General features: G+C 72.9%; 8 protein-coding genes and 1 tRNA gene. 1 reads left to right on the forward strand and 8 read right to left on the reverse strand.

Annotated elements, in window-relative coordinates; translation table 11 throughout:
- Window positions 1–45: 45 nt before the first annotated feature.
- From ACIOD1_RS26435 to ACIOD1_RS26445, 3 genes are all read right to left on the reverse strand, one after another.
- The gene (locus ACIOD1_RS26435) at window positions 46–1053 is read right to left on the reverse strand and encodes a cysteine synthase family protein (RefSeq protein ID WP_365615425.1); all 1008 of its coding nucleotides are present in this window, start codon (window positions 1051–1053) and stop codon (window positions 46–48) included.
- Between the two features lie 93 nt (window positions 1054–1146).
- The gene (gene epsC, locus ACIOD1_RS26440) at window positions 1147–1758 is read right to left on the reverse strand and encodes a serine O-acetyltransferase EpsC (RefSeq protein ID WP_365615428.1); all 612 of its coding nucleotides are present in this window, start codon (window positions 1756–1758) and stop codon (window positions 1147–1149) included.
- Complete coding sequence (locus ACIOD1_RS26445; RefSeq protein ID WP_401905007.1) at window positions 1758–2327, reverse strand: NADPH-dependent FMN reductase; 570 nt, start codon at window positions 2325–2327, stop codon at window positions 1758–1760. The genes epsC and ACIOD1_RS26445 overlap by 1 nt, the downstream gene beginning before the upstream one ends.
- 220 nt (window positions 2328–2547) lie before the next feature.
- Here ACIOD1_RS26445 and ACIOD1_RS26450 point away from each other — a divergent pair, with 220 nt between their 5' ends.
- Window positions 2548–3264 carry a DUF4352 domain-containing protein gene (locus tag ACIOD1_RS26450; protein ID WP_365615434.1) on the forward strand — a complete coding sequence of 239 codons (717 nt, stop codon included), beginning with the start codon at window positions 2548–2550 and terminating at the stop codon, window positions 3262–3264.
- 493 nt (window positions 3265–3757) lie between these two features.
- On the opposite strand, the gene ACIOD1_RS26455 is transcribed toward ACIOD1_RS26450, so the two are convergent.
- The 5 genes from ACIOD1_RS26455 to topA form a co-directional block, all read right to left on the reverse strand.
- A tRNA-Thr gene (locus ACIOD1_RS26455) sits at window positions 3758–3831 on the reverse strand.
- Between the two features lie 101 nt (window positions 3832–3932).
- Window positions 3933–5495: an alpha/beta hydrolase gene (locus ACIOD1_RS26460; RefSeq protein ID WP_401905010.1), complete on the reverse strand. Its 1563-nt coding sequence runs from the start codon at window positions 5493–5495 to the stop codon at window positions 3933–3935.
- Window positions 5496–5689: 194 nt separating this feature from the next.
- The gene (locus ACIOD1_RS26465; RefSeq protein WP_365615464.1) at window positions 5690–6901 is read right to left on the reverse strand and encodes a DNA polymerase III subunit delta'; all 1212 of its coding nucleotides are present in this window, start codon (window positions 6899–6901) and stop codon (window positions 5690–5692) included.
- A 95-nt stretch (window positions 6902–6996) separates the two neighbouring features.
- The gene (gene tmk / locus ACIOD1_RS26470) at window positions 6997–10212 is read right to left on the reverse strand and encodes a dTMP kinase (RefSeq protein ID WP_401905013.1); all 3216 of its coding nucleotides are present in this window, start codon (window positions 10210–10212) and stop codon (window positions 6997–6999) included.
- A gap of 265 nt (window positions 10213–10477) precedes the next feature.
- On the reverse strand, window positions 10478–13315 hold the full coding sequence (gene topA / locus ACIOD1_RS26475) for a type I DNA topoisomerase (protein ID WP_365615470.1): 2838 nt from the start codon (window positions 13313–13315) through the stop codon (window positions 10478–10480).
- Window positions 13316–13578: the final 263 nt, after the last annotated feature.

Raw genomic sequence — 13578 nt, forward strand, 5'->3', positions numbered from 1 at the left:
GGGGGGTGGGAGTTGGGGGGAGCGGGAGGTCGGGGGTCGTACGTGTCAGGACGTGACGGGGGCGACGGTGGAGGCACCGGCCGCGGTGGAGGCACCGGGGGCACCGGCGGCGCCGTCCTCGCCCCACAGGCTCAGGTAGCGCTCGCCCGTGTCGGGCAGCACCGTGACGATCGACGCGCCGATGTAGTCGGGGTGCGCGGCCAGTCGGGCGCAGGCGTGGGCGACGGCGCCGGAGGAGACCCCGACGAAGATGCCCTGGCGGCGGGCGAGCGCACGGGCGGCGGCCATCGCGTCCTCGTCGGAGACGGTGACCACGTGGTCGATCAGGGACACGTCGGTGGTGGGGGCGACGAACCCGCCGTTGAGGCCGGGGATCCGGTGCAGGCCGCCGACGCCCTGGGAGAGGACCGGGGAGTTCTCCGGCTCGACCGCGATGACACGGATCGTCGGGTCCTGCTCCTTCAGGTACTTCGCGGCGCCGCTGAGGGTGCCGCCGGTGCCGACCCCGCAGACCAGGACGTCGATGCGGCCGGCCGTGTCGGTCCAGATCTCCGGCCCGGTGGTCTCGTAGTGGGCCCGTACGTTGTCGGGGTTCTCGTGCTGGCAGGGGAACCAGGAGCCCGGGGTGGCCGCGTGCAGCTCCTCGGCCTTGGCGATCGCGCCGGGGTAACCCGCCTCGCGGGGGGTCTGCACGATCTCCGCGCCGAGCGCCTTGAGCAGGGCGACCCGCTCGGAAGTGGCGCTGTCGGGCAGCACGATCACGCAGCGGTAGCCGCGGGCAGCGGAGAACGCGGCCAGCGAGATGCCGGTGTTGCCGGACGTCGCCTCGATGACGGTGCCGCTGCCGGGCGTCAGGTCGCCCCGCAGCTCGGCGGCCCGCAGCATGTACAGGGCGGCCCGGTCCTTGCTGCTGGACATCGGGTTGGCCGACTCCAGCTTGGCCAACACCTCGGTGCCCGGGGCGGTGTCCTCGAAGCGCAGGCGGATCAACGGGGTCGAACCGACCAGGTCCTCGATGCTGTCGGCGATGGCGCGCGTCTCACGGCTTTCCACGTCTGGTTCCTCACAAGTCAGGTCGCACGATCGGCGCGTACGCCGGCGGCAGGAGAAGGGGGGTGGGGCACGGGCGGAGTACGGGGTGGGGTACTACCAGGACCCGGCGGAGGCGGTCGCCGCGTACAGGTCCTCCATGGGCTTCGGCTGCGAGCCGACCACCTTGATCACGGCGGTGGCGGCGAGCACCCGGGCGCCCGCGGGCACGTCCTTGTTCACCAGGGCCTGCGCCCCGATGACGGCGTGCTCGCCGATGGTGACGGGCCCCAACACGGTCGCGTTCGTACCGAGTACGACGTGCCGGCCCACGACCGGGTGACGGCGTGCGCCCTCGGGCCGTTCGTTGTCGCTCCACCAGCCGACCGCGCCCAGCGTCACCTGGTGGTAGATGGTCACGTCGTCCCCGACCACCGCGGTCTCACCGATCACCACGGCCGCGCCGTGGTCGATGAACACCCGCCGGCCGAGCACCGCGCCCGGGTGGATCTCCACCGCGGTGCTGCGGCGGGCGTACCAGGCGATGGCCCGCGCCGTCATCCGCAGTCCGCGCCGGTGCAGCCGGTGCGCCACCCGGTGCGCCCACAGCGCGGGCAGGGCCGCGTGCAGCAGGGCCTCGCGGCGGTTTCGCATGGACGGGTCCCGGGCCACCACCACGTCCAGGTCCTCCTTCATGATCCGGAACAGGCCGGGCGGGTCGACGGCCATCAGACGAGCGCCCCGGCGCGGTCGGCGACGGCCGCGAGGACGCCCAGGGTCAGGCCCTCCAGCAGGGCCACGAGGTCCGGGTCGGTGAACCGGCCGCCCTCGACGGCCGGCCCACCCGCACCGCCCACGGCGACCGGCTCGTGCTCGACCACCCGCGCGCCGCAGCGCCCGAGTACGCCGACCAGCCCGGCCTGCGCGTCCAGCCCGCCGCGCGCCCCCGGGGAGGCGCTGGCCACGGCCGTCACCTTCCCGACGAGCGGGCTCGCACCGCCCGGCCGGGACAGCCAGTCCAGGGCGTTCTTCAGCGCGCCGGGCATCTCGCCGTTGTAGGAGGGGGTGCTGATGAACAGCGCGTCCGCGCCGGCGACCAGCGCCTTGGCCTCGCGCACCGCGGCCGAACCGTCGACCCGCTCCAGCTCCGCCTCGTAGAACGGCAGTTCCGCCACGGACAGCGTCACGGCCTCGTGCCCACCGGGCAGCCCCGCCAGGATGTGGCGGACGGTCTCGACCACCGCCCCGTTCACCGAGTCCCGACGCGTGCTGCCGGATACCAGAACGATCTTCGCCACGGGAACCCCTCCTCCACGGCCTCCCCGATCGGCAGGCCTTCGACTCCCCAGACCCTCCCTCTCCGAGTTCCCGAACCCCTCCCGCTCCGTTCCCCCTCGCCCCCGCGGGTCGCCGCGCCGGGCGAGTCGGCGCGTATCACGGTTCGGACATAGACACCCCTGGGGGCTGATGTCCCCATACGGTGACCGGATTCGCATCCGTTCCCGTGGGGGGTCCTCCATGTCCCAGCAATTCCCGCCGCCCGGCCAGCCCCAACAACCCGGCTACGGCTACCCGCCGCCCGGCCAGCCCCAGCAGCCCGGCTACGGCTACCTGCCGCCCGGCCAGCCCCAGCAGCCCGGCTACGGCTACCTGCCGCCCGGCCAGCCCCAGCCGGGGTACGGGTACCCGCCGCCGCAGCCGCCGCGCAAGTCCTCCGCGGGGAAGATCGTCGGCTTCTCGTGCCTGGGCATCGTCGGACTCGTCGTGGTGCTCGGCATCATCGGTGCGGTCTTCGGCGCAAACAGCGGCGACGACACGGCGAAGAACCCCGCGCCGCCGGCGGCCGCTTCCTCCGCTCCGGTGAAGACCCCGGAGTCCAAGCCGTCCTCGTCCGCACCGGCGAAGAAGGCCGCCATCGACGTCGTCGCGAAGAAGACGGAGTTCAAGAAGAGCATCCTCGCGTCGGACGACGCCCACACGAGCGTGTCCGTCACGATCACCAACAACTCGTCGAAGCCGATCGCGGTCAACCCGCTCTACTTCGCGATCACCGACACCAACGGGACCAAGCACACGGCCGAACTCGCCGTCGACGAGAACCAGATCGACACGGTCGAACTCGCCCCGGGCGAGAACGTGACGGGTTCGATCACCGGCAAGGGCGTCTTCACCCCGAAGACGGTGACGTACACCGACGGCCTGATCGGCAAGGCCAACCGCGCCGAGGTCTCCTGACCGACGCGACCGCCCGCACCGCCCAAACGGCCCCGGCCACGACCGCGCCCGCGCCTCCCCTCAAGCCCCAGGCCCCGCTCCCCGCGCCCTGGGGCTCAGCCCTGTCCGCGGACGGCCCACCCGGGCTGCGTACCTCCAGAGACCGGAACTCCCTTTGTGCACAAGGAGATTTGACCCGACACACAGTGCACTACGAAGCATGATCGCCCCCAGCGCAAGCTGACGGAACGTGGCAGCCGGGGAACCCCCACAACGGCAAAAGAGCGGCCGCCACTCCCGGAAGCCGCAGCAGCAGCCCCTATCGACCGGGCGCCCGGCCCGACCCGAAGGGTCCCCCGGAGTTCGTACGTGAGGCCGGCCCCGAAGGGCGAGGCGTTCGCGGCTCCCCGCACCGCGCCCGACGACACCGGGCAGCCCGCGCGCGGCGACGCCGGGGGTCCCAGAAATAGCAAAACCCCCAGGTCACGGCGAGTGAGTCCTGGGGGTTCTACAGAGCCGCCTTCGGGATTCGAACCCGAGACCTACGCATTACGAGTGCGTTGCTCTGGCCAGCTGAGCTAAGGCGGCACCGCTGGGAGACAAGAATTCCCGCGAAGGAAGGCTCTCATCAGCAGCGGCGCCAAGTCTACAGGCTTTGAAGGGGTGCCCCGAACCGGGGTCTCCTGAGGTCAGCAGCGCTTGTTCTTCGGCGGGGGGGCGCCCTGGAGGAGGTAGCGGTTGATCGCGGTGTCCACGCAGTCGCTGCCGCGCCCGTACGCCGTGTGGCCGTCGCCGTCGTACGTGAGCAGGGTGCCCGAGTCGAGCTGTGCGGCCAGGCCCTGCGCCCACTTGTACGGGGTCGCCGGGTCGCGGGTCGTGCCGACCACCACGATCGGGGCAGCGCCCTTCGCCGCCAGGGGCTTCGCCGAGCCGGTGGCCTTCACCGGCCAGTACGCGCAGTTCAGCGAGGCCCAGGCCAGGCCCGCGCCGAACACCGGGGAGGCCTTCTGGAACGAGGGCAGGGCCGCGTCCACGGCCTCCGGGCCGGAGAAGGCCGGCGGCTGGTCCAGGCAGTTCACGGCGGCGTTCGCGGCCATCAGGTTGGCGTACTTCCCGTCCGGCGCCCGCTCGTAGTAGCTGTCGGCGAGGGCCAGCAGCCCGGCGCCGTCGCCGTTCATCGCGTCCGTGAGGGACGTGCGCAGCTGGGGCCAGGCGCTCTCGTCGTACAGGGCCGCGATCACCCCGGTCGTCGCGAGGGACTCGCCCAGCGGGCGCACCGAATCGCCCGAGGGGATCGGCTGGGCGTCCAGCTTGGCGAAGAACTCCTTGAGGCGCTCCGCCACCGCGTCCGGATCGCCCTGGCCCAACGGGCAGTCCGGCTGCGACGCGCAGTCCTTCGCGAAGGACCGGAAGGCCGTCTCGAAGCCCGCCGTCTGGTCCCGGTTGAGTTCGAGGGCGGGCCGCGAGGGGTCCATCGCCCCGTCCAGCACCAGCCGCCCCACCCGTCCTGGGAAGAGGTCCGCGTACGTCGCCCCGAGGAAGGTCCCGTACGAGGCGCCGACGTAGTTGAGCTTCTCGTCCCCGAGGACCGAGCGGAGCAGGTCCATGTCCCGGGCGGCCTCGACGGTGGAGACGTGCGGGAGCACCCGCTGCGCCTTCTTCTGGCAGCCTGCCGCGAACTCCTTGAACGCGGTCACCAGCCGGGCCCGCTCCGCCGTGTCGTCCGGGGTCTGGTCCACCTGGGTGAAGCGGTCCATCTCGGGACCGCTCAGGCACTCGACGGGGCTGCTGCGCTCCACTCCGCGCGGATCGAAGGAGACCATGTCGTACTGGGCCCGCACGCCGGCCGGGTAACCGATGCCCGCGTACGCCTGGAGGTAGCCGATGCCGGAGCCGCCGGGCCCGCCCGGATTGACCACGAGGGAACCGAGCCGCTTGCCCGGGCCGGTGGCCACGCGACGGGACACCGCGATGTCGATGGCCTTCGCCGAGTCGGGGGTGCCCGGATCCGCGTAGTCCAGCGGCGCCTTCATCGTCGAGCACTGGAAGCCGGCGACACCGCACTCGCGCCAGGTCAGCTTCTGCTCGTAGTACGGGCGCAGCGCGGCCGGGACGGGGCTCGGCGAGGCGGAGGCCGCGCCCGAGGCGGAACCGGAGGCCGCCTCCGAGCCGCCGGAGGTACAGCCCGAGAGCAGCAGCCCGCCGGCCGCGATCACGATGCCGGTGGTACGCAGCAGGCTCCTGGTGTCCATGCGGGGAGACTACGTCCTGCCCGGCGCCCGCGTCCGGCGCACGGGCATCGGGCGGCGGTCCCCCGACCGGGGCCCGACCCGCCGCCCCGCCGGGCCCGAGCGGTCCCGTTGGGCGCGCCGGATCCCTCGTACGGATGAACCCGAGCGGTGGCCGGCCCGCAGGCCGATCCCCTCGGGCTCCCGGCCGGCTCCGGTCAGCCCGCGCGCAGCGCCATCGTCATGGCCTCGACGGCGAGCAGCGGCGCCACGTTCCGGTCGAGGGCGACCCGGCAGGCGATGATCGCCTCGATGCGCCGCAGCGTCCGCTCGGGGCCCGAGGCGCGGGCGATCCGGTCGAGGTCCTGGCGTACGTCCTCGTTGGCGATGGCCAGCGCGGAGCCGAGCTGCAGCGCCAGCACGTCGCGGTAGAAGCCGGTCAGGTCGGTCAGCGCCAAGTCGAGGCTGTCGCGCTGGGTACGCGTGCGCCGACGCTTCTGGCGGTCCTCCAGCTCCTTCATCACGCCCGCGGTACCGCGCGGCATACGGCTTCCCGCGCCCGCTCCGGCACCGAGCGCCGCCCTCAGCTCCTCGGTCTCCTTGGAGTCGACCTCCTCCGCCATCTGCTTGGCGTCCTCGGCGGCGGCGTCGACCAGTTCCTGGGCGGCCTTGAGGCAGCCCCCGACGTCGTCCACGCGCAGCGGCATTCTGAGCACGGTGGACCGTCGGGTGCGGGCACTCTCGTCGGTGGCGAGCCGGCGGGCCCGGTCGATGTGGCCCTGGGTCGCCCGGGCGGCGCTCGCGGCGGCGGCGGGCTCGACGCCGTCCCGGCGCACCAGCAGGTCGGCCACGGCGGCCACCGACGGAGTGCCCAGGGTCAGGTGCCGGCAGCGGGAGCGGATGGTGGGCAGCACGTCCTCCAGGGAGGGCGAGCACAGCAGCCAGACCGTCCTCGGAGCGGGCTCCTCCACGGCCTTCAGCAGAACGTTGCCCGCGCCCTCGGTGAGCCGGTCGGCGTCCTCCAGGACGATGACCTGCCAGCGGCCGACGGCCGGCGAGAGCTGGGCCCGGCGCACCAGGTCCCGGGTCTCCTTCACACCGATGGACAGCAGGTCGGTGCGGACGATCTCCACGTCGGAGTGGGTGCCGACCAACGTGGTGTGGCAGCCCTCGCAGAATCCGCACCCCGGCTCACCGCCGAGGGCACGGTCCGGGCTGACGCACTGGAGGGCGGCGGCGAAGGCACGGGCGGCCGTGGCCCGACCGGAGCCGGGCGGCCCGGTGAACAGCCAGGCGTGCGTCATCTTGGAGGCGGCGGGCGCCGGGGTGCGCGCCGCGATGGCCGTCACCAGGGCGTCGGCGTCGCGGGCGGCGGCGGCGAGCTGCGTCTGCACGCGCTCCTGTCCCACCAGGTCGTCCCATACGGGCATCCCGCCCACCGCCTCTCACTGTCCGTGTGCGTGTCCTGCTCCATTGTCGCGCCCGCCACCGACAATCCCGGCCGGCGGGCCGATCAGCGGACCGGTCAGCGACGGCGGCGCGGGCCGTCCTCGTGGCCCTGGTCGCCCTCGTCGTCCCGGCGCGAGCCCAGCAGTTCGTCGGCCAGGGTCGGCAGGTCGTCCATCGGGGTGGCCTCGGCCCAGTCGGACGGGGCCCTGCGCGGCCTGCCGTCGTCGCCGAGGACCGGGAGCTCGCGGGTCACGTCGTTGCCGGCGGCGTCCCGGAAGATGCCCGGCGGGACCCGGTCGGCCGGCTCCCCGTCCTGGCGCCGGGCCGTGGGCCGCTCCGCCGATCCGGTACGTCCCCCGGCCGGGGGCGCCGTGCGGCCGGCCTCGGGCCGGACCGGCGGGAGCACCGCCGTCTCGTCCGCCGCACGCTCCCGCGCCGCGGGGTCGACCACAGGCACCGGAACGGTCTGCGTGACGTCGTCGGGCTGTACGACCCGCTTGATCACCGGGGTCTCGACGGTGAGGGCGTCGTCCGGATGGTGCGGTGCCTTGCGCATCCCGACCCTGGGAGCGGGAGCCTCCGCCGCAGCAGAAGCCGCTCCGGAACCCGAAGCCGTACCCGTACCCGTACCCGCCGCAGCCGTGCCCGACGCCGCGGCGGCCGCGGCAGCCGCAGCCGCCGAGGTCTCCGCCAGCCGGCGCGCCTCCTCCGCCCGCAGCAGGGCCTCCTCCGCCCGGCGCTGCTTCTCCAGCCGCCGCGCCTCGGCCTCGGCACGCAGCCGGGCCGCCTCTTCCTCCTCCAGCCGCAGCCGCTCCCGCTCGACGGCCCGCGCCCTCTCCTCGGCCTCGACGCGCAGCCGCTCGGCCTCGGCCCGGACCCGGGCCTCCTCCGCGGCGCGCAGCCGCTCCTCCTCCGCCTTGCGCGCGGCCTCGGCCTCCGCGACCCGGCGCGCCTCAGCGGCCTCCGCCTCGGCCCTGACCCGGGACTCTTCGGCCTCCCGCACCAAGCGGGCCTCTTCCTCGGCCTTCAGCCGGGCTTCCTCCGCCTTGCGGGCAGCCTCTTCCTCGGCCCTGCGCCGGGCTTCCTCCTCGGCGAGCCGGCGGGCCTCCAACTGCGCCGCCACCTCGGCCTCCGAGAGCGGGAGCATCCGGTCCAGGCGGTGCAGTACGACGGTGGTCACCGAACCAGGGTCCTGGCCGGCGTCGACCACCAGGTAGCGACCGGGGTCGGACGCGGCGAGGGTCAGGAAGCCGGCCCGCACCCGCTGGTGGAACTCCGTCGGCTCCGACTCCAACCGGTCCGGGGCCTCGGTGAACCGCTCCCGGGCGGCCTCCGGGGAGACGTCGAGCAGCACGGTCAGGTGCGGGACGAGCCCGTCCGTGGCCCAGCGGGAGATACGGGCGATCTCCGTCGGGGACAGGTCGCGCCCGGCGCCCTGATAGGCCACCGAGGAGTCGATGTAGCGGTCGGAGATGACCACTGCGCCCCGCTCCAGCGCCGGCCGGACCACCGTGTCCACGTGCTCCGCGCGGTCGGCGGCGTACAGCAGCGCCTCGGCGCGGTTGGACAGTCCGTCGGAGGAGATGTCGAGCAGGATCGAACGGAGCCTCTTGCCGACCGGGGTCGCGCCGGGTTCCCGCGTGACGACCACCTCGTGGCCCTTGCCCCGTATCCACTCGGCCAGCGCCTGCACCTGGGTGGACTTGCCGGCTCCGTCGCCGCCCTCCAGGGCGATGAAGAACCCGGTGGCGGAGGGGGCCTGGCTGGGTTCCCCGCCGCGCAGCGCCTCGCGCAGGTCGCGGCGCAGCGGTACGCCACCCCGGTCGTCGGCCTTGGCCAGCACCACCACGGAAACCGGCAGCAACAGCGCGCCCACCAGCATCAGGGTGAAGGCCGCGCCGCCGTGCGAGAAGACCACGTCGCCGCCGGCCAGCCGGTGCGGGCCGATGACGGCGGCCAGCAGCGGGGCCGCGACGGCGCCCACCGCGATGGCCACCCGGACCACGGCCTGGAGGTGCGCGGTGACCCTCGCCCGGCGGAACTCCTCGGTCTCCTGGTCCAGCAGGGTGTGTCCGGTGTTGGCGGCCACGCCCGCGGCGGTGCCCGCGAGCAGCGCCAGGAAGATCACGGTCGCCGTGTCCGGGACGAGCCCGGTCAGCAGCAGCGCGAGCCCGGCCACCGCGATGGCCAGGGCCAACAGACGGCGCCGGGACAGCCCGGGGAGCACCTTCCCGGCCTGGACGGCGCGGATGCCCAGAGCGGCGCCCCCGACGAGGGCGAGCACCAGCAGGGCGTAGGCGGACGGGCCGCCGCCCAGGTCGAAGGCGTGCAGGACCGAGATGGAGGCCGCGCTCGCGACGGCTCCGGCGACGGCGGCGCAGGCGAGCACGAACAGCGGGATCGCGCCCGTCCGGCCCCTCTCGGGACGGTCGCCCGACTTGGGCGCGCGCAGCCCCTCCAGCGGGGAACGCGGCCTCGGCGTCTTGGTCGCGGGCAGCGTCAAGGGGAGCAGCAGCGAGACGGAGGCGGCGAACAGTCCGGCGGCGACGTACGAACCCAGGGCCGCGTCGTTCTCGGCGAACCAGTCGACGCCCAGGCCCAAGGCCCGCCCGACGAGGTTCGCGGCGAGCAGCGCGGCGGCCGCGATCGGGACCGCCGCGAAGGCGGTGCGCAGGGTCAGGCGCCGCAGGGCGTCGAGGTGGTCCGGGAGCGGCCGTATGGTCGCGCCCTCCGGCGGAGGCTCCGGCAGCAGCGCGGGGGCGGCGCTCTCCTTGGCCAGCGTCCACACGCGCTCGGCGGCCCCGGAGACGAAGACGGTGGCGAGCAGCGCGGTCGTGGCCTGGTTCGGGATCCAGTCGATCCACAGCGGTGCCACGACGAAGAGCGCTATCCGCAGTCCGTCGGCGCCCACCATCGTCCAGCGCCGGTCGAGCGTGCCGCCGGGGGCGGTGAGCTTGGCCAGTGGGCCGAGCAGAACCGCCCCGAACAGCACGGTGGCGAGGATCCGCACCCCGAACACGGCGGCGACGGCCAAGGCCACACCGCGGATGCCGCCGCCGAACGGACTTCCCGGATCGGCCGCCACGGCCGCCTGGAGAGCCAGCAGCACCAGGGTCAGCAGGGCGAGGGCGTCGCCGATGCCGCTGACCAACTGGGCGCTCCACAGACGACGCAGTCTGGGGGTGCGCAGCAGGGCGCGCACCGCTCGCTCGCGGGAGTCCGCGGCCAGGGCTTCGTCGTAGGTGGGCTTCTCGGAGGCGGTCACGACCGTCGGCTGCTCGGCTCGCGTCATCCGCCCAGCCTATCCGCTGTACCTGGCAGGCGCGGGGGCCTGTGGACAACCCCGGATGTGACCCGGAACCCACCTGTGGACAACGGCCGGCCACCGGCGACGCGGGAGGGCCCCGCGCGATCCGCGCGGGGCCCTCCCCTCACCACAAGCGCCCGACCACCACAAGCGACCGAACACCACGAGCGACCGATCACCATCGCGACCGATCACCGCAGGCAACCGATCACCGCAAGCGACCGACCGCCGTCGACCACCCGCCCGTCGACTACTCCTCGGTCGAAGCCGCCGAAGCGGTCTTCTTGGCCGCCGCCTTCTTCGCCGTAGTCGTCGCCGTAGCCGTCGTCGTCTTCTTCGCGGCCGTCTTCTTGGCCGTCGTCGTCTTCTTGGCCGCGGCGGTCTTCGTCGCCGTCGCCTTCTTCGCCGGGGCCTTCTTGGCGGGCGCCTTCTTCGCGGTCTTCTTCGCCGGCCCCTTGGCCCGCTTCTCCGCGAGCAGCTCGTAGCCCCGCTCCGGCGTGATCGTCTCGACGTCGTCGTCCCGGCGCAGCGTCGCGTTCGTCTCGCCGTCCGTCACGTACGGGCCGAACCGGCCGTCCTTGACGACCACCGGCTTCTCGCTGATCGGGTCCGTGCCCAGCTCCTTGAGCGGGGGCTTGGCCGCGGCCCGCCCGCGCTGCTTGGGCTGCGCGTAGATGGCCAGGGCCTCGTCGAGGGTGATCGAGAAGAGCTGACCCTCGGTCTCCAGCGACCGCGAGTCCGTGCCCTTCTTCAGGTACGGACCGTAGCGACCGTTCTGGGCCGTGATCTCCACGCCCTCCGCGTCCACGCCGACCACGCGCGGCAGCGACATCAGCTTGAGCGCGTCGTCGAGAGTGACCGTGTCCAGGGCCATCGACTGGAAGAGGGAAGCCGTCCGCGGCTTGACCGCGTTCTTCCCCGTCTTCGGCGTGCCCTCGGGAAGGATCTCCGTCACGTACGGCCCGTAGCGACCGTCCTTCGCGACGATCTGGTTCCCGCTGATCGGGTCCTGACCCAGCTCGAACTCACCGCTCGGCTTCGCGAACAGCTCCTCCGCGTACTCGACCGTCAGCTCGTCCGGAGCCATGTCCTCGGGCACGTCCGCCCGCTGGTGGCCCTCGGTGTCCTTCTCGCCGCGCTCCACGTACGGCCCGTAGCGGCCGACGCGCAGCACGATCCCGTCGCCGACGGGGAAGGAGGAGATCTCCCGGGCGTCGATCGCGCCCAGGTCGGTGACCAGTTCCTTCAGGCCGCCGAGGTGGTCACCGTTGGCCGGTACGACCTCCGAGGCCTCCTCGGAGCCGAAGTAGAAGCGCTTGAGCCACGGTACGGACTGGGCCTCGCCCCGCGCGATGCGGTCGAGGTCGTCCTCCATCTTGGCGGTGAAGTCGTAGTCGACGAGCCGGCCGAAGTGCGTCTCCAGCAGGTTGACCACGGCGAAGGAGAGGAAGGACGGGACGAGCGCCGTGCCCTTCTTGAAGACGTAGCCGCGGTCGAGGATCGTGCCGATGATCGACGCGTACGTCGACGGGCGGCCGATCTCGCGCTCTTCCAGCTCCTTGACCAGCGAGGCCTCGGTGTAGCGGGCCGGCGGCTTGGTGGAGTGGCCGTCGACGGTGATCTCCTCGGCCGACAGCGCGTCGCCCTCGGTGACCTGCGGCAGCCGCTTCTCACGGTCGTCGAGCTCGGCGTTCGGGTCGTCCGCGCCCTCGACGTAGGCCTTCATGAAGCCGTGGAAGGTGATCGTCTTGCCGGAGGCGCTGAATTCGGCGTCGCGCCCGTTCGAGGCCCGGCCGCCGATCTTGACGGTGACCGAGTTGCCGACGGCGTCCTTCATCTGGGAGGCGACGGTCCGCTTCCAGATCAGCTCGTACAGACGGAACTGGTCGCCCGTCAGGCCGGTCTCGGCCGGAGTGCGGAAACGATCACCCGAGGGGCGGATCGCCTCGTGCGCCTCCTGGGCGTTCTTGACCTTGCCCGTGTAGACACGCGGCTTCTCCGGCAGGTATTCGGACCCGTAGAGCTGCGTGACCTGCGCGCGGGCCGCCGTCACGGCGGTTTCCGACAGGGTCGTGGAGTCCGTACGCATGTAGGTGATGAAGCCGTTCTCGTACAGCTTCTGCGCCACCTGCATGGTCGCCTTCGCACCGAAGCCGAGCTTGCGCGAGGCCTCCTGCTGGAGCGTCGTCGTACGGAACGGGGCGTACGGGGAGCGGCGGTACGGCTTGGACTCGACCGACCGGACGGCGAACGAGGTCGCCTCCAGCGCGGCGGCCAGCTCGCGGGCGCCCGCCTCGTCGAGGTGCAGCACCTCGCTCTTGAGCTTCCCGGTCGAACCGAAGTCGCGGCCCTGGGCCACGCGCTTGCCGTCGACCGAGTTCAGGCGGGCGACCAGCGTGGAGGGGTCGGACGGGTCGCCCGCGCGGCCGGTGGCGAAGGTGCCGGTCAGGTCCCAGTACTCGGCGGAGCGGAAGGCGATGCGCTCGCGCTCCTTCTCGACGACCATGCGGGTGGCCACCGACTGCACGCGGCCCGCCGACAGCTTCGGCATGACCTTCTTCCACAGGACCGGCGAGACCTCGTAGCCGTAGAGGCGGTCGAGGATGCGGCGGGTCTCCTGGGCGTCGACCATGCGCTGGTTGAGCTCGCGCGGGTTGGCGACGGCGTCGCGGATCGCGTCCTTGGTGATCTCGTGGAAGACCATCCGGTGGACGGGGACCTTGGGCTTGAGGACTTCCTGCAGGTGCCACGCGATGGCTTCGCCCTCGCGGTCCTCATCGGTGGCGAGGAAGAGTTCGTCGGACTCGGCCAGCAGCTCCTTGAGCTTGCGGACCTGCGCCTTCTTGTCCGCGTTGACGACGTAGATCGGCTGGAAGTCGTGTTCGACGTCCACTCCGAGACGGCGGACCTCGCCGGTGTACTTGTCGGGAACCTCGGCCGCGCCGCTGGGGAGGTCGCGGATGTGCCCGACGCTCGCCTCGACGACGTATCCCGGGCCGAGGTAGCCCTTGATCGTCTTCGCCTTGGCAGGGGACTCGACGATGACGAGTCGGCGGCCGCCCTTTGCGGTCTCGCTAGTCGGGGACAACTTGGCTCTTCTCTCCGGTCGGCACTCGGTCGCGGTACGGCGACGCTGCGGAGTGTGACGGTACAACCCGCCCCCGTGTCAAACGGCACAAGACCGCAACGGCCACTCGAACGGTAACCCGACAAGTGCCGTTTCTGCCGCCCGGATGCCTCGGCGGACCCCTCGCGGTCACCGGGCAGAGTGGTGTGGGGGCCGTCTGGCCCCGCCCTCGCACCACCTGCGACGTCGGGTTTCCCACATCGCGGAGATCATCTCCGGAGCCC

The organism is Streptomyces sp. NPDC088097 (assembly GCF_044741845.1).
GTDB lineage: Bacteria > Actinomycetota > Actinomycetes > Streptomycetales > Streptomycetaceae > Streptomyces.